This is a genomic window from Flavobacterium sp. SM2513 (genome assembly GCF_050908145.1).
GTDB lineage: Bacteria > Bacteroidota > Bacteroidia > Flavobacteriales > Flavobacteriaceae > Flavobacterium.
Genome location: NZ_CP194228.1, coordinates 2826887 through 2846368, shown reverse-complemented (window position 1 = coordinate 2846368; position 19482 = coordinate 2826887). Strand labels below are relative to the sequence as shown.

17 protein-coding genes are annotated in these 19482 nt (G+C 33.3%); 8 read left to right on the top strand and 9 right to left on the bottom strand.

Translation table 11 applies throughout. From position 1 onward, the window contains the following. The first annotated feature begins 13 nt into the window (after positions 1-13). Entirely contained in the window at positions 14-2608 is a 2595-nt protein-coding gene (clpB, locus tag ACQ5J2_RS12070) for an ATP-dependent chaperone ClpB (protein WP_432670722.1), read from the top strand. Between the two features lie 200 nt (positions 2609-2808). After that, positions 2809-3879, top strand: coding sequence for a PAS domain-containing sensor histidine kinase (locus tag ACQ5J2_RS12065; RefSeq protein WP_432670721.1), 1071 nt, complete (start codon positions 2809-2811; stop codon positions 3877-3879). Positions 3880-3933: 54 nt separating this feature from the next. Here the strand turns inward: ACQ5J2_RS12065 and ACQ5J2_RS12060 are convergent, their stop codons facing one another. The 5 genes from ACQ5J2_RS12060 to ACQ5J2_RS12040 all read right to left on the bottom strand — a co-directional run bounded on the left by ACQ5J2_RS12060 (position 3934) and on the right by ACQ5J2_RS12040 (position 8484). Further along, positions 3934-5424 carry an aminotransferase class V-fold PLP-dependent enzyme gene (locus tag ACQ5J2_RS12060; RefSeq protein ID WP_432670720.1) on the bottom strand — a complete coding sequence of 497 codons (1491 nt, stop codon included), beginning with the start codon at positions 5422-5424 and terminating at the stop codon, positions 3934-3936. Between the two features lie 144 nt (positions 5425-5568). Beyond that, the gene (gene yajC, locus ACQ5J2_RS12055; protein WP_432670719.1) at positions 5569-5856 is read right to left on the bottom strand and encodes a preprotein translocase subunit YajC; all 288 of its coding nucleotides are present in this window, start codon (positions 5854-5856) and stop codon (positions 5569-5571) included. Between the two features lie 22 nt (positions 5857-5878). Continuing rightward, positions 5879-6343, bottom strand: coding sequence for a DUF1573 domain-containing protein (locus ACQ5J2_RS12050; protein ID WP_432670718.1), 465 nt, complete (start codon positions 6341-6343; stop codon positions 5879-5881). A gap of 12 nt (positions 6344-6355) precedes the next feature. Beyond that, positions 6356-7261 (bottom strand): transcription antitermination factor NusB, encoded by a 906-nt coding sequence (nusB, locus tag ACQ5J2_RS12045; protein ID WP_432673310.1) that lies wholly within the window; start codon positions 7259-7261, stop codon positions 6356-6358. A gap of 116 nt (positions 7262-7377) precedes the next feature. Further along, positions 7378-8484, bottom strand: a complete 1107-nt coding sequence (locus ACQ5J2_RS12040; protein ID WP_432670717.1) for a Glu/Leu/Phe/Val family dehydrogenase — start codon at positions 8482-8484, stop codon at positions 7378-7380. Positions 8485-8683: 199 nt separating this feature from the next. On the opposite strand from ACQ5J2_RS12040, the gene ACQ5J2_RS12035 reads away from it, so the two are divergent. Beyond that, positions 8684-10447 carry an ABC transporter ATP-binding protein gene (locus ACQ5J2_RS12035; protein WP_432670716.1) on the top strand — a complete coding sequence of 588 codons (1764 nt, stop codon included), beginning with the start codon at positions 8684-8686 and terminating at the stop codon, positions 10445-10447. A gap of 71 nt (positions 10448-10518) precedes the next feature. Further along, positions 10519-10902, top strand: a complete 384-nt coding sequence (locus tag ACQ5J2_RS12030; RefSeq protein ID WP_432670715.1) for a PUR family DNA/RNA-binding protein — start codon at positions 10519-10521, stop codon at positions 10900-10902. Positions 10903-10970: 68 nt separating this feature from the next. Here the strand turns inward: ACQ5J2_RS12030 and ACQ5J2_RS12025 are convergent, their stop codons facing one another. Beyond that, on the bottom strand, positions 10971-11318 hold the full coding sequence (locus ACQ5J2_RS12025) for a tRNA-binding protein (protein WP_432670714.1): 348 nt from the start codon (positions 11316-11318) through the stop codon (positions 10971-10973). 80 nt (positions 11319-11398) lie between these two features. On the opposite strand from ACQ5J2_RS12025, the gene ACQ5J2_RS12020 reads away from it, so the two are divergent. Next, on the top strand, positions 11399-11953 hold the full coding sequence (locus ACQ5J2_RS12020) for a thioredoxin family protein (protein ID WP_432670713.1): 555 nt from the start codon (positions 11399-11401) through the stop codon (positions 11951-11953). Between the two features lie 88 nt (positions 11954-12041). On the opposite strand, the gene ACQ5J2_RS12015 is transcribed toward ACQ5J2_RS12020, so the two are convergent. The 3 genes from ACQ5J2_RS12015 to ACQ5J2_RS12005 all read right to left on the bottom strand — a co-directional run bounded on the left by ACQ5J2_RS12015 (position 12042) and on the right by ACQ5J2_RS12005 (position 15217). After that, entirely contained in the window at positions 12042-12572 is a 531-nt protein-coding gene (locus tag ACQ5J2_RS12015) for a hypothetical protein (RefSeq protein WP_432670712.1), read from the bottom strand. Positions 12573-12667: 95 nt separating this feature from the next. Continuing rightward, positions 12668-13600 carry a peptidylprolyl isomerase gene (locus ACQ5J2_RS12010; RefSeq protein ID WP_432670711.1) on the bottom strand — a complete coding sequence of 311 codons (933 nt, stop codon included), beginning with the start codon at positions 13598-13600 and terminating at the stop codon, positions 12668-12670. Between the two features lie 852 nt (positions 13601-14452). Further along, positions 14453-15217: a hypothetical protein gene (locus tag ACQ5J2_RS12005; RefSeq protein WP_432670710.1), complete on the bottom strand. Its 765-nt coding sequence runs from the start codon at positions 15215-15217 to the stop codon at positions 14453-14455. Between the two features lie 322 nt (positions 15218-15539). Here ACQ5J2_RS12005 and ACQ5J2_RS12000 point away from each other — a divergent pair, with 322 nt between their 5' ends. The 3 genes from ACQ5J2_RS12000 (at position 15540) to ACQ5J2_RS11990 (ending at position 19021) form a co-directional block, all read left to right on the top strand. Next, complete coding sequence (locus ACQ5J2_RS12000) at positions 15540-17432, top strand: AAA family ATPase (RefSeq protein ID WP_432670709.1); 1893 nt, start codon at positions 15540-15542, stop codon at positions 17430-17432. Between the two features lie 170 nt (positions 17433-17602). Then, the gene (locus ACQ5J2_RS11995) at positions 17603-18172 is read left to right on the top strand and encodes a hypothetical protein (protein ID WP_432670708.1); all 570 of its coding nucleotides are present in this window, start codon (positions 17603-17605) and stop codon (positions 18170-18172) included. Positions 18173-18625: 453 nt separating this feature from the next. Beyond that, positions 18626-19021 (top strand): hypothetical protein, encoded by a 396-nt coding sequence (locus tag ACQ5J2_RS11990; RefSeq protein WP_432670707.1) that lies wholly within the window; start codon positions 18626-18628, stop codon positions 19019-19021. Positions 19022-19482 lie beyond the last annotated feature (461 nt).

Below are 19482 nucleotides of genomic sequence, written 5' to 3'. Positions count from 1 at the left end.
TAAGACACAACATATGAACATTAACAATTTTACAATCAAATCACAGGAGGCGATTCAGAAAGCTCAAATGTTAACGCAAGAAAATGGTCAGCAACAAATTGAGAATGAACACATTTTAAAAGCTATTTTTGAAGTTGATGAAAATGTCGCTCCTTACCTACTAAAGAAACTAAATGTTAACGTCGATTTATTCAAGCAAATATTGAATAAAATGATTGAATCATTTCCCAAAGTTTCAGGAGGAACTATTACCTTATCTCGTGACGCAAATACAACGCTAAATGAGTCCGAAATTATCGCTAAAAAAGGAAGTGATGAATACGTGTCAATCGAACATTTAATCCTAGCTATTTTTGGCTCCAAAAGTAAAATAGCTCAAGCTTTAAAAGACCAAGGAGTTACCAAGAAAGGTCTTGAAACAGCCATTGACGAGTTGCGGAAAGGAGAACGAGTCACTTCTCAATCAGCTGAAGAAACCTATAATTCATTGAATAAATATGCTAAAAATCTAAATGAATTAGCGAAAAATGGAAAACTAGATCCCGTAATTGGTCGTGACGAAGAAATTCGGCGTGTTTTGCAAATTTTGACGAGAAGAACGAAAAATAATCCAATGCTTGTTGGTGAACCTGGCGTTGGAAAAACTGCAATTGCTGAAGGTTTAGCTCACCGAATTGTAGACGGAGACGTGCCTGATAATCTAAAAGATAAAATTATTTTTTCGTTAGATATGGGTGCTTTAATTGCAGGTGCAAAATATAAAGGTGAATTTGAAGAACGCTTAAAATCGGTGGTGAAAGAAGTGACTTCGGCTGAAGGCGACATTGTTTTATTCATCGATGAAATTCACACCTTAATTGGTGCGGGAGGTGGCGATGGTGCAATGGATGCAGCAAATATTTTGAAGCCAGCTTTGGCAAGAGGTGAACTACGAGCGATTGGTGCAACTACTTTAGATGAATATCAAAAATATTTTGAAAAAGACAAGGCATTAGAACGAAGATTCCAGAAAATTGTAGTGGACGAACCCGACACAGAAAGTGCGATTTCTATTTTGCGAGGAATTAAGGAAAAATACGAAACACACCATAAAGTCCGAATCAAAGATGATGCGATTATTGCAGCTGTTGAACTTTCACAACGATATATTACCAATCGGTTTTTGCCAGACAAAGCAATTGATTTAATGGACGAAGCCGCTTCTAAATTACGAATGGAAATCAATTCAAAACCAGAAGAATTAGATGTACTGGATCGTAAAATTATGCAGTTGGAAATTGAAATTGAAGCTATTAAACGTGAAAAAGACGAAAACAAACTGAAAGGTTTACATTTAGATTTAGCGAATTTAAAAGAAGACCGAAACGAAATTTTCACTAAGTGGAAAACCGAAAAAGAGTTTGTAGATTCAATTCAAACCGTTAAAACAGAGATTGAAGATTTAAAATTTGAAGCTGAAAAAGCCGAACGTGATGGAGATTACGGAAAAGTAGCCGAAATTCGTTACGGAAAAATGAAGGAAACGCAAGAACGTTTAGACCTTTTGCAGAAAGAACTGGGTGAAAATAAAAATGAAAATTCACTTATAAAAGAAGAAGTTACTCGCGAAGATATTGCAGAAGTAGTAGCCAAATGGACTGGAATTCCGGTAATGAAAATGCTGCAGGGCGAACGCGAAAAACTGTTGAATTTAGAAAACGAATTACATCAAAGAGTTGTAGGTCAAGAAGAAGCGATTACAGCTGTTTCGGACGCAGTAAGACGAAGTCGTGCAGGTTTGCAAGATTTAAAAAAACCTGTTGGAACCTTTTTATTTTTAGGAACGACTGGAGTTGGAAAAACGGAACTAGCGAAAGCTTTAGCAGAATATCTTTTCGATGATGAAAATGCGATGACGCGAATTGACATGAGTGAATATCAGGAAAGACACAGCGTGAGTCGCTTAGTTGGAGCACCTCCGGGTTATGTGGGTTATGATGAAGGCGGTCAATTGACAGAAGCGGTTCGGAGAAAACCGTATTCAGTTATTCTTTTAGATGAAATAGAAAAAGCACATCCAGACACGTTTAATATCTTATTACAAGTTCTAGATGAAGGTCGATTAACAGACAATAAAGGACGATTGGCTGATTTTAAAAACTGTATTATTATAATGACTTCCAATATGGGAAGCGCCATTATTCAAGAGAAATTTGAAGAGAAAAACATAAAAAGCGGGATTGAAGCAGCAACTGAAGCGGCTAAAGTTGAAGTTTTAGCTTTGTTAAAGCAAACTGTTCGTCCTGAATTCATTAATAGAATTGACGAAATTGTGATGTTCACTCCACTTTCGAAAAGCAATATCCAAAAAATTGTAGGATTACAACTTAAATCGGTGAGTAAAATGTTAGCTCAACAAGGAATCACCTTCGATGCAACTCCAGATGCGGTTGCTTACTTATCTGAGAAAGGTTTTGATGCCGAATTTGGTGCACGACCCGTAAAAAGAGTGATTCAACGCGATGTTTTGAATCCACTTTCTAAAGAAATTTTGAGTAATCAAATTTCAACGGACAGTACCATTCTACTTGACTCCTTTGACGGGAAACTGATTTTTAGAAATCAGTAATCCTAATTTATTGATTGTTTCAAATATAGGACTTGTAAGATTATTTACAAGTCCTTTTTTCTATTATGCTGAATTTGAAACCTTATAGAAAAAACTGATGAAATTTTTCTTACTAAACTTGCACGAATCTATTACTAACTACTATATTGTAGAAAATTACATTTTATCCTTCGTTACAATTAAAAATTGATTTTTCACTTATGAAATTAGAAGACAATGGCATATTCAAATATTTTTTTGAAGTTTCCCCAGATTTAATGTGCATTGCTGGTTTTGATGGTTACTTTAAAAAAATTAATCCTTCAGTTTCTAAATTATTAGGTTATTCAGAAGCAGAATTACTATCAAAACCTATCAGTGAATTTATCTATAAGGAAGATAAAAACATTACTGCAACCGTTCGCGGAGAATTAACTAAAAATAGTCCTTTGCAAAACTTCGAAAATCGATATGTAACTAAAAAGGGCGAAGTGGTATGGCTTGCATGGACTTCTATGCCCAACAGTGACGATCAATTAATTTATGCAATTGCTAAAAATATCACGCATAAAAAAGTTTTGGAAGAAGAACGTAATTCATTACTGATTAATTTTACAAGAATAAATAAGGAACTAAAGCAATTGAGTTATACCAACTCACATGATTTAAGATCACCAGTAAATAATTTAATATCCATTTTTAGTCTTTTAGATAAATCCAAAATTAAAGATACTGAGACCCGACAATTGTTTAAAATGCTGGAAACCACCAGTGAAAATCTTAAAGATGCTTTAAATAAAAATCTTGATGTATTAGTCCATCGGGATACCTCAGATATTAAAATAGAAACCATTAACTTCAATATGTCGCTCGAGGCGGTTTTACTTTCGATTAATTCGTTGATTGATGACTCGAATGCAATTATTGAATCTGATTTTTCTATACTGGAAAAGGTGCTTTTTAATAGAGCTTATATGGATAGCTTGTTTCTGAATTTAATTACTAATTCGATTAAGTATGCTCGTCCTGGTGTGAACCCTATAATTACGGTTACTTCTCGAGTGACTGATGGAATCAATCAACTGGTTTTTGCTGATAATTGTCTCGGGTTTGACATGGAAGTTGTGAAAGATAAGATCTTTGGTTTGCATGAAAAATTTCACAATCATGTAGACAGTAGAGGAATTGGACTCTATTTAGTACAAAATCATATTACTAGTTTGGGTGGTCACATCTCAGTTCAAAGTAAAGTGAATGAAGGAACTCAATTCGTCATTTCTTTTAAAGACTGAATAGTTTTAAAATTAGATAAATTTCATCAATAAAACTTTCGCAAAAAATTTGACTTATGAGAACCAGCTTTCAACTAGATTTTTCTCAAAAGCAGTTGCCTGTTTGTGCACAAATTCATTAGTGGAAGTATTGTAATTATAATCCGTTGCCCATTCTTTATGATGTTCCGCAAGTGCTCTAATTGCATCACATACAAACAGGATTTCAGCACTGCTAGTGGTAGGATGTATAGACATTCTGATCCAGCCTGGTTTCAACATCAAATCTCCAGAATCAATTTTTGAAGTCAATGTATTGGATTGTTCTTCATCAACATGCAATAAATAGTGACCATAGGTTCCTGCACAACTACAACCGCCTCGTGTTTGAATCCCAAATCGGTCGTTCAACATTTTTACTCCTAAGTTAAAATGTAAATCGTCAATGTAAAACGATATTACTCCTAACCTATTTTGATGCTCACCAGCTAAAATATTTAAATTTGAAATGGACTTAAACTGCTCAAAAACTAAATCTACAATTTCCTGTTCCCGACTTAAAATGTTATCAATTCCCATCTCCTCTTTCAACTGAATTGCTAAAGCCGTTTTAATAACTTGCAGAAAACCGGGAGTTCCACCGTCTTCTCTATCTTCAATGTTATCCAGATATTTATGTTTTCCCCATGGATTTGTCCAACTAACGGTACCTCCTCCAGGATTATCAGGAACTATATTTTTGTATAATTTTTTATTAAAAATTAAAACACCAGAAGTTCCAGGTCCTCCCAAAAATTTATGTGGTGATAAGAAAACAGCGTCTAAATAGGCTTCTGAATCTTCGGGATGCATGTCAATTTTTACGTAAGGTGCGGAACAAGCAAAATCCACGAAACAAAGTCCATTATTTTGATGCATTAATTTTGCAATAGCATGAAAAGGTGTTTTGATTCCCGTAACATTTGAACAAGCAGTAACCGATGCAATCTTGACACTTCGGTTTTCATATAGTGCTAAAAGTGTTGCAAAATTATCCATGCAAAACAAACCTTTTTCACAAGAAGGAACTATTACAACATCGGCAATCGTTTCTAACCAAGTTGTTTGATTCGAATGATGTTCCATGTGAGTGATGAATACAACCGGTCGTTTTTCTTGTGGAATCTGAACAAAATCCTTTAAATCTTCAGGAATTTTCAGCCCTAAAATACGTTGAAATTTATTAATTACACCCGTCATTCCTGTTCCATCAGTAATTAAAATATCGTCTGAATTCGCATTCAAGTGATTTTTAATAATCTTTCGAGCGTGATGATAAGCCATTGTCATAGCTGTTCCAGATACCGTAGTTTCTGTATGCGTATTTGCTACAAAAGGACCAAAATCGTTTATTAATTTATTTTCAATTGTTTGATATAACCTTCCACTTGCCGTCCAATCTGTATAAACGATTTTCTTGGTTCCATAAGGTGAAGTAAATTCTTGATTGATACCAATAATATTCTTCCTGAATTTCTGGAAATACGTCTCTAATTCGGTTGCAAAAGTAGTTTCGGCTGAAATCATAATGTGAAAATTAAATTCATGCGAAGGTAATTCATTTTTTGAAGAATTCCTTTCAAATTAAGCTATTGCACGATTTTTATAAAAATTGTGTAAAAAAAAACCGAGTTATTTCTAACTCGGTTCCTTTATAATTGTGTTGCAAAATTATTTTTTAACAACTGCAACTTCATTCATTTTTGCACTCATCTCCATAGAAATTGCTGAACGCTCCATTTTTAATTTTCCGGACATAGTTTCAATAACAATTGTTTTTTCGCCTAATTCAGAAATTTTTCCGTGAATACCACTTTTCGTGATAATTTTATCACCTACTTTAAGTTGGCTTTCAAATTCTTTTTCTGCTTTTGCACGTTTTTGTTGAGGACGAATCATCAAAAAATAAAATACCCCAATCATTAAAATGTACGGTAAAAACTGAACTATATCTTCCATTATTTATGTTTTAAAAAATTAATTATTTAACAATATTTGCTTTTATGGTTAACGTCTCAGTACCAGTAGCAGTATTTGTTGTAAGAGTTACCGTTTTGTTCTGCATTCCGTTTTTCCCTTTTGGGCTAAATGAAACTTTGATATCTGCCTTTTCTCCTGGAGCTATAGGCTGTTTTGGATAATCAGGAACGGTGCAACCGCAAGAACCTTGTGCTTTAGAAATTATTAGATCTGTATCACCCGTATTTGTGAATGTAAATACTGTTTCTACTCTATCATCGCCATTAATCGTTCCAAAGTCATGTTCTAAAGTAGAAAAATCCATCTTAGCGAATTTTCCATCTGGATTAACTACCGCGGGAGTCGTTTCCACTTTTTCAGTTACAATTTGTGCACCTTGGATTTCTTTGTTAACTTCAACTTCTTTTTTACAAGAAACTAATGCTATTGTAGCTATCAAAGCTAAACTAATTGATTTGTAATTCATTGTTTTTAAATTTTACATTAAACCTCGACCCGTTTTTAAAAGGGTTTCATTTGCTTGAAATTCTTTTACTAAATTGTCTAAAATTCCGTTGATAAAAATACTGCTTTTAGGAGTGGAATACTCTTTAGCGACCTCTAAATATTCGTTAATAGTTACTTTTACTGGAATTGACGGAAATTTCAAGAATTCACAGATTGCCATTTTCAAAATAATGGTATCCACTTCTGCGATACGTTCTGTATCCCAATTCGGTGTTTTATCGATGTATTTCTGAGCCAAATCTTTTTCGTTCAAAACTGTTTTTCTAAAAAGGTTTTTTGCAAAATCTTTATCATCAACATCTTTATATAAACGCGGCATTCTTATTTCAGAATTTTCTTTAATTCCTTTTAACTGTTTTATTATCTCTGTATTTACCAATGGAACATCATCAACCCAAGTTAATTTATTATCTTCTAAATAATCATATAACTTCTCATTTGGAACAATAATTTCAGTAAAAACATCGATAACGAACTGTTTGTCTTCCTCAAAATCATTTTCACGATTTAACATGTACTTCGCATACAAATCGCTTTCTTTAATCAATTTTAATAAAAGTTGAATATAATCATCGTGCACTTCCCAATTATCAATTTTTCTGTTTTCTAGGGAAATCGTCAAATGATTGCTATCAGCCAGTAATTGAATAACCTTATTCTTAATAAACTTATTGTTGGGATTTCGCTCTTCAGAAGTAACCAAATGTTTTTTGCTGGATTTGTGCAAAAAGACTTCTTCCATTTTTTTTAATTCCGTCAATGTTGAAATCATCACAAGGTATAAATCTTGAATACTTTCTAAACTGTAGAATAAAAACTTTTCTTCTTTTTCAAGATCGCCAGATTGGCTTTGATGTAATGCATAGATGGACTGCATTACTTTCACACGGATATGTCTTCTGTTTAGCACGGATAAGAACTTTTATAAAATTAACAAAGCGAAAGAGTGTTCTTTCGCTTTGCAAAAATAAATAATATTATTGAAAATGCTTCTTATTTCGATGCGATTTCTTTTTTTCTTTCGTCAATACGTTTTTGAGCCAATCGCATTGCTGCATCTTGAGTCGTTATATTGCTTTCTTTTGCGAAATTTAAAATTTCTAATGTGGTATTGTAAATGTTTTCAGTTCTTCTCATTGCTTCAGCACTATCATAACCTACGATTTCTGCGTAAACGTTAATAATTCCACCTGCATTAATTAAAAAATCTGGTGCATAAACAATTCCTTTATCTTTTAAAATCTGACCATGAACAGCATCATTTGCAAGTTGGTTATTAGCCGCTCCAGCAATAACTTTAGCCTTAAGTCTATTGATTGTTTCGTCATTAATTGTTGCACCTAACGCACAAGGCGAATAGATATCTACATTAGCACTGTATAAATCAGCACCACCAAAAATGGTAGCACCATATTTAGCACTCACTTCTTGCAAACGCATCTGGTTTAAATCGGTAATCTTAACGATAGCTCCTTCGTTTGTCAAGTGCTGCACTAAAGTTTCTCCGACGTGTCCAATTCCTTGAACTAAAATTTTCTTCCCGCTTAGGTTATCCGTACCAAATTGAAATTTTGCAGCCGCTTTCATTCCCATATAAACACCATATGCAGTTACAGGAGACGGATTTCCAGAACCACCTTTACTTTCAGAAATACCTGTTACAAAATTGGTTACACTTTTGATGTTATCCATATCTTCCGTTGTAGTTCCAACGTCTTCAGCAGTAATGTATCTTCCGCTTAGTGAATTCACATATTCACCAAATTTCTTAATCATTTCTGGAGTCTTGTCAATTTTAGAATCACCGATGATAACGGCTTTTCCACCACCAAGGTTTAAACCCGAAATAGCTGATTTAAATGTCATTCCACGAGACAATCGTAAAACGTCATTTAACGCTTCCCATTCATTGGCATAATTCCACATTCTTGTTCCACCTAAAGCGGGACCTAAAACGGTATTGTGAATACCAATTATTGCTTTTAAACCAGTATATTTGTCGTTACAAAAAACAATTTGTTCGTGATTGTCAAATGACATCTGACCAAAAACAGGGTCAATTTTATGTAATTCACTTGGTTTTAATACTTCTGTAATCATAGTTGTGACTTATTAAATGATTTATGACTTTATTAAAAAGACGGGGCGAAATTACTGTTTAATTCAAAACATTGCAATAAATTTGCTTTAATTTAGTAATATAATAATTTATTACATGATATCTGATGATATGTAAATTTACATTCCTATACTTTTTTAACAATTAAATAAAATAAAAACTTTTCCGATTCTCTAACCTATGAAGGAACTCCAACATTTAAATAAATATTTCGTAAAATATAAATACCGTTTCCTATTTGGTATTATATTTACCATCGTTGCGCAGATTTTTATGCTTTTCACACCAAAACTAATTAGTAAATCTTTCAAAGCTATTGAAGAGTCTATGAAAGCCAATGCATTAGTTGACAAAACGGCCATTGCAAGCGATTTATTAGAGAATATAATTCTAATAGTAGTGACGACATTAATTGCTGGAATTTTAACTTTCCTGATGCGTCAAACTTTAATTGTAATGTCGCGCTTGATTGAATTTGACTTAAAAAATGAAGTTTTCCGTCATTATGAAGTGCTTACACAAGATTTTTACAAAAAAAACAGAACGGGTGATTTAATGAACCGAATCAGTGAAGACGTTGGAAAAGTCCGGATGTATGTGGGTCCAGCCGTGATGTATTCCATAAATACATTTATTCGTTTCACTTTTGTAATTGGTTATATGTATAATGTTTCTCCGAGGTTGACTCTTTATACGTTACTACCGTTGCCCTTTTTATCGTATGCGATTTTTAAGTTAAGTAAAGAAATTAATAAAAGAAGTACCATTTTCCAACAGAATTTATCCAACTTATCTACTTTTTCACAAGAAATTTTCTCAGGTATTCGTGTCATAAAAGCCTATTCTTTAGAAGAAAAACAACAAGTTAATGTAGAAACATTATCAGAAGAGAGTCGGGCAAAAAGTATGAGTTTGGCGAAAATAAATTCGTTTTTTGGCCCCTTGATGATGGCTTTGATTGGAGTTAGTAATTTGGTTGTCATCTATTTTGGTGGAATGATGTATATTGACGGTACGATTTCAAATATTGGTATTATTGCCGAATTTATCTTGTACGTCAATCTACTAACTTGGCCTGTTGCCTCTTTAGGTTGGGTTTCATCTATGGTTCAGGAAGCAGAAGCCTCACAGAAACGAATCAATGAATTCTTAGATATTGAACCCGAAATACAAAACACAAACCCTAATGCTACTCCAATTGATGGAATTTTAGCATTTGAAAATGTTGGTTTTACGTATGAGGATACTAATATTGTGGCGCTGAAAAATGTGAATTTCACATTAGACAAAGGGCAAACATTAGCTATTATTGGAAAAACAGGTTCGGGGAAATCTTCTATTTTATCACTAATTAGTCGCTTGTATGATGTAAATTCGGGAAAAATAACCATTGACGGTGTTGATATTCGTGATTTGAATTTATTTGATTTAAGAAACAGCATTGGTGTGGTTCCTCAAGACGCGTTCTTATTTTCAGATTCGATTAAAAACAATATCAAATTTGGTAAAGAAAACGCTACAGACGAAGAAGTAATTGAAGCAGCCAAAGCAGCAGTGGTACATGATAACATTGCCAATTTCAGTTTGAAATACGAAACGGTTTTAGGCGAGCGAGGAATCACGCTTTCTGGAGGTCAGAAACAACGTGTTTCTATCGCTAGAGCTATTATTAAGAATCCTAAAATATTACTTTTAGACGACTCGTTATCGGCTGTTGATACGGAAACGGAGGAGTTAATCTTAAACAATCTACTCGAATTCTGTCAGGACAAAACAACTATCATCGTTACCCATCGTGTTTCTTCGGCTAAGAACGCTGATAAAATCATCATTTTAGAAGACGGAGAAATCATACAACAAGGTTCTCATAATCAATTATTAAACCAAGAAGGCTATTATCGCGAACTATACAACAAGCAACTTTCTGAAAAAGAAATGAATTAATTGTTGCTCAATTAACTTTTTTTTCTGATTTTTGGATACCTAAAACAACACAAAAGTTACACCGAAGGATTATGAGAGAAAATGATATGTTAGAAAAAGAAGAGATTTTTTCTAAAGTTTTAAGAGCCGGACGAAGGACCTATTTCTTTGATGTTAGAGCAACAAAAGCAGACGATTATTATATTACCATTACCGAAAGTAAGAAGTTTACAGAAGAAGATGGCTCCTTTCATTTCAAAAAACATAAAATCTATTTGTACAAGGAAGATTTTACGGCTTTCGCTGAAATTCTAGAAGAAATGACTTCTTATGTTTTAAATAATAAAGGGGAAGAAGTCATTTCTGAACGCCATCAAAAAGATTACAAAAAAGATTTTTTCTCTGAAAAAGAAGAAACGATTTTAGCAGAACCTAAAATAAATAGTTTTACAGACATTCGTTTTGAAGACATTTAAATAATAGCATACAACCAAACCAAAAAACCACCATTAAGTCTGAAAGTCATTTGATTTTCAGACTTTTTTTATGCAATTGAAATTCCGTTTTCTACTTTGAAGTCTGGGTTTAATAAAACCACATCTCCTTCCTCTCCAACTGCACCAAGAACTAAACATTCACTCATAAACTTCCCAATTTGTTTTTTCGGAAAATTCACAATAGCAACTATCTGGCGATTCATTAAATCATCTTTTGAATAGCGCTTTGTAATTTGTGCTGAAGTTTTTAAAACTCCAATTTCACTACCAAAATCAATATGCAATTGATAAGCGGGATTTCGGGCTTCGGGAAAATCATAAGCTTCTAGAATAGTTCCTACTCGTAAATCTATTTTTTCGAAATCAGGCCAATTAATAAGACTCTTTTTTTCCATAATGCAAATTCGTTAAGTATTTCAAATATACAACTCGAACCGTATTTTTTTAGTACATTTAGCTTCAAATTTACATTCTTATGGCTCAAACTCCTTCTAGCATGTTACCTCTTGGAACGGTGGCACCTGCTTTTATTTTAGAAGACACAAATTCCAATTATAATTATTCTTTTGGCGAACTAAAAGGTAGCATAGGAACGTTGGTCATTTTTATGTGCAACCATTGTCCGTATGTGATTCACGCCATTGAGGAAATTGTTATGATTGCTAATGATTACCGTGTACAAGGAATCGGAATTATCGCTATATCAAGTAATGATGCTCAAAAATATCCGGAAGACGGCCCGAAAGAAATGACAGAATTTGCGTTTAGAAATAAAATGGAATTTCCTTATTTATACGATGAAACGCAAGAAGTAGCCAAAGCTTATGACGCTACTTGTACGCCCGATTTTTTCCTGTTTGATGCCGAGAATCGCTTGTTATACAGAGGTCAGTTAGACGATTCACGTCCTGGAAATGGTATTGCAACAGGTGGTGCTGATTTGAGAGGTGCAATTGACAGTTTGATTTACAATAGAAGTTTAGCTCCTCTACAAAAGCCAAGTATGGGTTGTAATATTAAGTGGAAATAGTTTAATTAAAAATATTTTAACCGCAAGTTCGCAAATTTTGAGATTTATAATTAATCTATAATTTGTGAATTTGCGGTAAATAAAATATTTATTCTCTCCTTTTCAAAACCACATTAACCGGCTTATTCACTCTTGCTCCAAATTGCTGTGCTTTTTCAGCTTGTGTCGTACATAGAACGTACATATTAAAAGCAAATAAATTGATAATTTGTGTTTGATAGACTTGTTTTTCAGAAACATCTTCAATTTTAGCACGTATTCCTTCAATAGGAAAGTCATTGGTTACCGAAATTAAATACGTCGCTTTGGCAAAAGGGAAAAACCAACGTGTTTTTTCTTCATTCGGAGTTTCGGATACTTTATTTCCGTTTGCGTCTATTTTATAATTTTCATAGAAAGTCATTACTTCATCTCGGTGTGTCCAGCTGTATTTGTTTCCTGCATTCACTAATTCATTGCCAAAGAAATCAATTAAAGTCACTTTTAGATTGGCAATATTTTCAGGTTTTCCGTCTTCATGAATGTGTAAAACCAAATAGGATGAAAAATCATAGCCACAATGTTGTTGTGCCTTGGCTGACAAGCAACTTAAAAAGAGAATGATATATATAAATCGCATGGTGTAATTTTTTTTTGAAAGATAAGGTTTTCTGTAAAAATAAAAAATCCCAACAACACGAAGTTATTGGGATTCCATTTATATAAATGTAAGGATTATTTTACATCCATTAATTCTACGTCAAAAATCAAGTTGGCGTTTGGAGGAATTACACCACCTGCTCCTGCAGAACCGTACGCTAAGTGCGATGGAATTGCGAAACGTGCTTTGTCTCCCACGCTTAATAAAGCAACACCTTCGTCCCAACCTGCAATTACGTGTCCTTTTCCTAAAGGAAATTCGATTGGTTTTTTTCTTGGGTAAGAAGAATCAAATACTTTTCCGTCTGGTAATTGACCTGTATAATGCACTGCAACTGTTTTACCCGCTTCTGCTTTTTTACCAGTTCCTTTGTTAATCATTTTGTAACGCAAACCGCTTGCTGTTTTTTCAAAACCTGCTGCAATTTCTTCCATTGCAGATTCTCCTGCTTCACGTTCTGCAGCTTCGCGTTTTTCTCTTGAACCTTCAAAAGTTCTGAACGCTTCAACGGCATTCCATTTTTGAGCTTCCTCTCCTACTCTTACAATTTCTACTGACTCTAAAACATCGCCTTGCGCCACTGTATCTACGGTATCTTGACCTTCGATAACGTGACCAAAAACAGTGTGCTTGTTGTCTAACCAATCTGTAGGAATGTGTGTGATGTAAAATTGTGAACCATTGGTTCCCACTCCTGAATTAGCCATTGCTAAAACTCCTGGACGATCGTGTTTTAAAGCAGGGTGAAATTCATCGTCAAACTTGTAACCTGGATTTCCTGTACCTACTCCTTGAGGACAACCTCCTTGAATCATAAAGTCGGGAATAACACGGTGAAATTTCAAACCATTGTAAAATGGTTGTCCTTGTGGACGTGCTGTGTTTTCTAAATTTCCTTCTGCCAATGCTACGAAGTTCCCTACCGTTCCTGGTACTAAATCGTGTGCTAGTTTTACTAAAATTGAACCTTTTGGTGTGTTGAATTTAGCATATATTCCGTTTTCCATAGTATCTGTTTTATTTTTATTAAAGGGCAAATTTACAAATTTATTTTGGGACTTTTAAATGGGTAGTGTGGATTTCGATTTGAATTTGCTTCGTAGCGCTCTTGCATTGTGGATTGCTTTGTAGGGAAAAGTAATTTGATCCAAATTCTTTTCAGTTTCAAGAAAAGTGTTTAACCTTTCAATAATGGGATTTTGCTGTGCAAGAAAATAGTTTTACCATTCGTTAATTACATTTTACCATGCGATAATGGAAGTTTACCATTCGTTAATTACATTTTACCATGCGATAATAGAAGTTTACCATTCGATAATTACATTTTACCATGCGATAATGGAAGTTTACCATTCGTTAATTACATTTTACCATGCGTTAATGGAAGTTTACCATTCGTTAATTACATTTTACCATGCGATAATAGAAGTTTACCATTCGTTAATTACATTTCACCATGCGATAATGGAAGTTTACCATTCGTTAATTACATTTTACCATTCGTTAATTACATTTTACCATTTCAGAAATGTGTTTTTTCATTTTTGAAATGTACTTTTCGTTTTTGAAAAGTACTTTTTCACTTTTGAAAGGTTCTTTTTCAGTTTTGAAAGGTTCTTTTTCAGTTTTGAAATGTCGTTTTCGTTTTTGAAAAGTACTTTTTCACTTTTGAAAGTGCTTTTTTTGTTTTTTGAATTTTTTTTTCGGTGTTGATGTGTGCTTTTATAAACTAAAAACTGCGAATGGAGGTTTAGCTTCCGTTCGCAGTTTATTTATGAGTTTTGGGTTATGAGTTGTGAGTTGTGGGTTGTGGGTTATGAGTTGTGAGTTGTGGGTTGTGAGTTTAGGGGTTGTGGGATTTATTTTTTAGTTTCGTTTATGTATCTGAATTGAAGTTTTACGAGTGCTTTATAGTAGGGTTTGGCGGGCTCGCCTATTGATTTTAGGTAGCTTTTTACGTCTTCCATTAGTTCCATTACGTTTGGTGAGCCGAAGTAGAGTGCTTCATTTCGGTTTTTTCGGGCTGTAATTAGTCTGTTACCCGATGCATTTACTTTACTGCTTTGGGCTTTGAGGGTTTGGTGGTATTGTCTGAGTGCTGCAATTTTGATGTCTTCCTCGTTTGGACTGTATTCTGGGTGTGATTCGAGTTGACTTATGAATGCGTCAAGGTTGGCAATGCGGGAATCGTAGCTCATTTGTGAGGTTGATATTGCATTTTCTGGTGCTTTAGCAGGGTCTAATGGTTTTATTCTTTCGCCGCCGCGTATTTTTTTGGCCATGCTTGTTAGGTTTTGTTTGTCTTTTGCTGAAATTGTTGTGGAAAGTGCCGAGTTTAGGGCTCTTGTCATTAGTTTTCCGAGTGGTGCGATGGTTACTTCTCTTTCTGCTACGAAGTTTTTATAGATGGGTTGGTCGGTATTCATTTCTGTTATTGCTCCTTCTAGTACTGTTTTTACAGGATTGAGTTTATCGAGGAACAGGTTTGGGTTTGAGGGCTGGTATAGTGGGCCCATTTCTTCTAGGATTTGGTAGGCTGTGCCGAAGTTGGCTACGTTTTTATTGTGACCTGTTTCGCTCACTGAACGTTTATTTTTTGTGGTGGTTGGGTCTGTTGCTGCCATAATGTATTGGACTTAAAGTTAATAATGAAGTAAATTTAATAAAGAATAGTGTTACGAAAATTTATTTTGAGTAATTTTTTTTAGGTTGATAGTGTTAAATTTTTAGGGGGTGTGTTTTTTATGAGGAAAATAAGGGGTTTGAGGGGTTGGAGCTTTTGGTTTTGTGGAAATAAAATTAGGGTTTTTAGAAGTGTTTTATTTTTTGTGGGGTAAAATTGTATATATTTGGGATTGAAAATGATATAAAAGTTGTATAAACTTGCGTATATCTAGTAGTTAGGCGATATATTAACAAGATACTTAGTGAACAAACAATGAAATTATGAAGATACATATAGAGAAAATAGTTTTAATTAATCGCGCACCTTTTGACAAGTTAAACATAGATTTTAATGAAAATGAAATTGCTGTTTTAACTGCAATAAATGGTAGCGGAAAAACTACTTTACTTTCTCATATTGTTGATGCTTGGTACGAAATGGCAAAACCTCATTTTCCAAGTGAATTTGAGGATAGAAACAACAAATATTATAGAGTATCTTCACCTATCTACAATTTGGTTCAACATCAACCTTCATTTGTCTATATTAGATTCAAATCTGCTGAAGGTAACTTTGACTATGTTGATATTAGAAATAATTGCTCCGAAGAAGAATATAATGAAGCTATACAAATAGAAAACAAAATACCTTTTAATCTTATAAAGCCAAATCTTGATAAATCAAATAATATAAAATTAACCTCGTCAAATTTCAAAAAAGAAAATGCTGAAAGGATGTTTTACAACAATCTAGTAACATACTTTCCTGCATATAGATATGAAGCTCCAGGATACCTAAACGAGCCATACAAAGTAAATTTAGACTTTACAAAACTGTCAGGTTTTAGTGGTTATCTAAATAATCCTTTAGAAGTAATAACGGGTCTTCCGCAACTCGCTAATTGGATAATGGATATTGTTTTGGATATGAGAATGAATCAACAATCTTTACCTGAAATAACATTATTTCAAAATTTAAATAACATCATTTCTCAAACTTTAATATCAAAAAATTTAGGTCCTGTTAGATTTGGAATTGGACCAAGGCGTTTAGGTAGTACTCGAATACAGATAATTAAAAATGCGGATAATTCACAAGTATATCCAACGATTTTTAATTTATCATCAGGTGAATCTTCAATACTTTGTTTGTTTGGTGAATTATTGAAACAAGCGGATAATAATCAAAATAATATTAAACTTGATACCATAACGGGTATTGTTCTAATTGATGAAGTTGACAAACATTTGCATATAAAACTTCAGAAAGAAGTTTTACCAAAATTATTTAAACTTTTTCCAAATGTTCAATTCATTTTAAGTTCACACTCTCCGTTTTTAAGTATGGGACTTGCTGAAGAAGTTAAAGAACGAACCAGAATTGTAGATTTAGATAATTTAGGTATTTCTTCAGATCCAAAAACCAATGAACTGTACTCAGAGGTTTACAATATGATGATTAATGAAAATAAGAGGTTTAAAGAGAAATTTGATTCATTAAATACCATTATTCAGTCAAACAATATTCCATTAATTATAACTGAAGGAAAAACGGATGCACAACATATTAAAAAAGCATACGAAAAATTAAATATTCAAAACTGTGAAGTTGAATTCTACGAAATAGTTGGGGATTGGGGTGATTCGAAATTAAAAATATTACTAGAACAATTATCTAAAGTAAAACAAACTAGAAAAGTTATAGGTATTTTCGACAGAGATGATTCTTCAATTGTATCAGATATCGAAGATAGTGGTCAATTATTCAAAGATTTCTCTAATAACGTATATGGTGTCTGTATTCCACTTACTAATGAGGAAAAATATGGTACTTTTATTTCTATAGAGCATTATTATCCAGAAGAAATTTTATTAAAATTAGACTCAAATGACAGAAGATTATTTTTAGGAAAAGAATTTTACGAAAGTGGAAATAGTATTGATGGCATTTATCAAACTAAAACTAATAAAATTCAGCACAAAGTTAAAGTTAATGGCGTTATTGATGAAAAAATATATAAAAGAGAAGATTTAGAACAGAAGTCTTCTATTGCTTTAACAAAGGCAAATTTTGCAGATTTAATTGAAACGAACATTGAATTTGTTGGAGATTTTGATTTTAATTCATTTAGTTTAATTTTTGACAGAATAAAAGAAATATTAGTTACAGAATAACTAAAATAACCGAATAAATACATCGCCTAACAGCCATTTTGAGCTAGCTGGAATTTAGTGGAATTACCGTTTCGCATCACGTTTTCGTTAAGCCGAAAAATGGGCGGTTACGAACTTCCAGCCATCTCAAAGTGGCAAAACGTTACCCAACATTTAAAAACCACACCGAAATGAAAGTAAAATTTAAATATTTTGGATTTTTTTTTCTCGTTTTAATAACCCTACAATCGTGTAAACCAGATGACCGTTATTATGATTTAAGTGACGATGCTAAAGATTTTTTACTATTTGAAATTAATGATACATTCAAACTAAAGAATTTGGAAACTAACGAAATTATAACGTTGAAAATAACATCCAAAGAAATTAGACATTATGAAGATGGACCAAATGAATCATCGTTTGTTTATTTAGGCCCAAGTGCAGATGTTTACATTGAACGTGGTGAATATACTTTTACTGATGATACGAATTGTTATGATGGAATCGTAGCGGTCGAAGCGAATAGAGATGGAGGTTTTGAACTTAAAGCATTTCTCGGAAATTGTTTTGGAAACATCGATTATTCTTTTGATTATCAAGATGAGTTCTTTACAACTATTGATGTTGAAGGTATTGAATATTCGAATGCCTACCTTTTGAGGTCTTTTCCTGATATTTTATTCTATTCTAAAGAAAAAGGAATTTTAAAAATTGTAGACGATTTTAATCAAGAAACCCGATTTACGATTGTTGAATAAAAAAACGTTGGGTAACAGCTAGGATTTCGTTGCGGCTGGAAGCTGAACAATAAATCCTGTGTTGAACGGAACCGATTACATGCCGTTAACACTTATGGAGTTATCGATAAGTTGTTTGAGTGAATTTTAAGTCCAGATAATAATGAGATATTAGGGTTTGGCACAAGCGAGACGCTTGCGCAAGCGGGGAAAATACGTAATCTGAAAAAAGGAGGTAGTTTATTAATTGACAATATTAAACTTATAATCGATAAATCAAACTTAGATAGAACCAGAATAATTGAATTAAAAATTTATATAGAGTAAAAAAACTACACACTTAAGCCGAATATAATTTATTGCTAGTTCTGGCCTACTTACGAAAGTCCTTGCGGATTTTCTATTCGGTTTTTATTTGCTAGATTAGGTGCTTAAAACACGCAACAAACCATATACAAACACGTTGTAAAACATTTGAAAAAAATAATCTACATATCGATTTTAATTTGTTTTGGATTTAAATGTGCCGATTACAATTGTCATTTAAAAAACGGAAAATATAAAGTTATTTATGACGAGCAGTTTGCGGATTATCCAAAATTTGAATTTAAAGTCAGTGGACAAAATTTAACGGATATTAATTTGGAAACGAATAGGAAATACAAAATTGAATCGATTGGAGAAAATGCTTTTCGATTAAAATCATTGGAAAAAGAAACGGATTCTTTAACAGAATTTCAAAAAGCATTGACATCACACGGACAATCATATTATGAAATTACAAACTGTAAAAAGGATACGATTGAATTTACAATGCGAGTTAATTTACACGTGATTTCATATTCTGGAAAATTCGTGCGGATGAAATAAAAAATGTTTTCCAACAGCTAGGATTTCGTTGCGGCTGGAAGCCGAACAATGAATCCTGTGTTGAACGGAACCGATTACATGCCGTTAACACTTATGGAGTTATCGATAAGTTGTTTGATTGAATTTTAAGTCCAGATAATAATGAGACATTAGGGTTTGGCACAAGCGAGACGCTTGCGGTAGCGGGAAATTTTATTACGAGAGCAACTTATGAGATTCCTACTTCGCTGGCATGACAAAAAAGGGTATTCAATATCCTTAACTTAATGACTTTGAGCGAAACGGATGCCGCAATGAGGCAGACTTATTGCATTTCAATTTAAAATCAAAAGAAAATCAAAGGTTGTGTTTTAAGGGAATTTTCAAGGTATTCCCGGTTTCCTAGCCCAGACCGAAATGGAAAGCCCGGACTTTTATCGAGCAGTTTTGCTTGGGCTAGAAGAGCGACCAGCGGAAGCTCC

Coding starts and splice junctions, on each gene's coding strand:
- ACQ5J2_RS12015 (WP_432670712.1), bottom strand. CDS start 12,572: ATGCGATTTATATATATCATTCTCTTTTTAAGTTGCTTGTCAGCCAAG.
- ACQ5J2_RS12000 (WP_432670709.1), top strand. CDS start 15,540: ATGAAGATACATATAGAGAAAATAGTTTTAATTAATCGCGCACCTTTT.
- clpB (WP_432670722.1), top strand. CDS start 14: ATGAACATTAACAATTTTACAATCAAATCACAGGAGGCGATTCAGAAA.
- ACQ5J2_RS12050 (WP_432670718.1), bottom strand. CDS start 6,343: ATGAATTACAAATCAATTAGTTTAGCTTTGATAGCTACAATAGCATTA.
- ACQ5J2_RS12040 (WP_432670717.1), bottom strand. CDS start 8,484: ATGATTACAGAAGTATTAAAACCAAGTGAATTACATAAAATTGACCCT.
- ACQ5J2_RS12010 (WP_432670711.1), bottom strand. CDS start 13,600: ATGGAAAACGGAATATATGCTAAATTCAACACACCAAAAGGTTCAATT.
- ACQ5J2_RS12020 (WP_432670713.1), top strand. CDS start 11,399: ATGGCTCAAACTCCTTCTAGCATGTTACCTCTTGGAACGGTGGCACCT.
- ACQ5J2_RS12065 (WP_432670721.1), top strand. CDS start 2,809: ATGAAATTAGAAGACAATGGCATATTCAAATATTTTTTTGAAGTTTCC.
- nusB (WP_432673310.1), bottom strand. CDS start 7,261: ATGCAGTCCATCTATGCATTACATCAAAGCCAATCTGGCGATCTTGAA.
- ACQ5J2_RS12035 (WP_432670716.1), top strand. CDS start 8,684: ATGAAGGAACTCCAACATTTAAATAAATATTTCGTAAAATATAAATAC.
- ACQ5J2_RS12025 (WP_432670714.1), bottom strand. CDS start 11,318: ATGGAAAAAAAGAGTCTTATTAATTGGCCTGATTTCGAAAAAATAGAT.
- ACQ5J2_RS12030 (WP_432670715.1), top strand. CDS start 10,519: ATGAGAGAAAATGATATGTTAGAAAAAGAAGAGATTTTTTCTAAAGTT.
- yajC (WP_432670719.1), bottom strand. CDS start 5,856: ATGGAAGATATAGTTCAGTTTTTACCGTACATTTTAATGATTGGGGTA.
- ACQ5J2_RS12060 (WP_432670720.1), bottom strand. CDS start 5,424: ATGATTTCAGCCGAAACTACTTTTGCAACCGAATTAGAGACGTATTTC.
- ACQ5J2_RS12005 (WP_432670710.1), bottom strand. CDS start 15,217: ATGGCAGCAACAGACCCAACCACCACAAAAAATAAACGTTCAGTGAGC.
- ACQ5J2_RS11995 (WP_432670708.1), top strand. CDS start 17,603: ATGAAAGTAAAATTTAAATATTTTGGATTTTTTTTTCTCGTTTTAATA.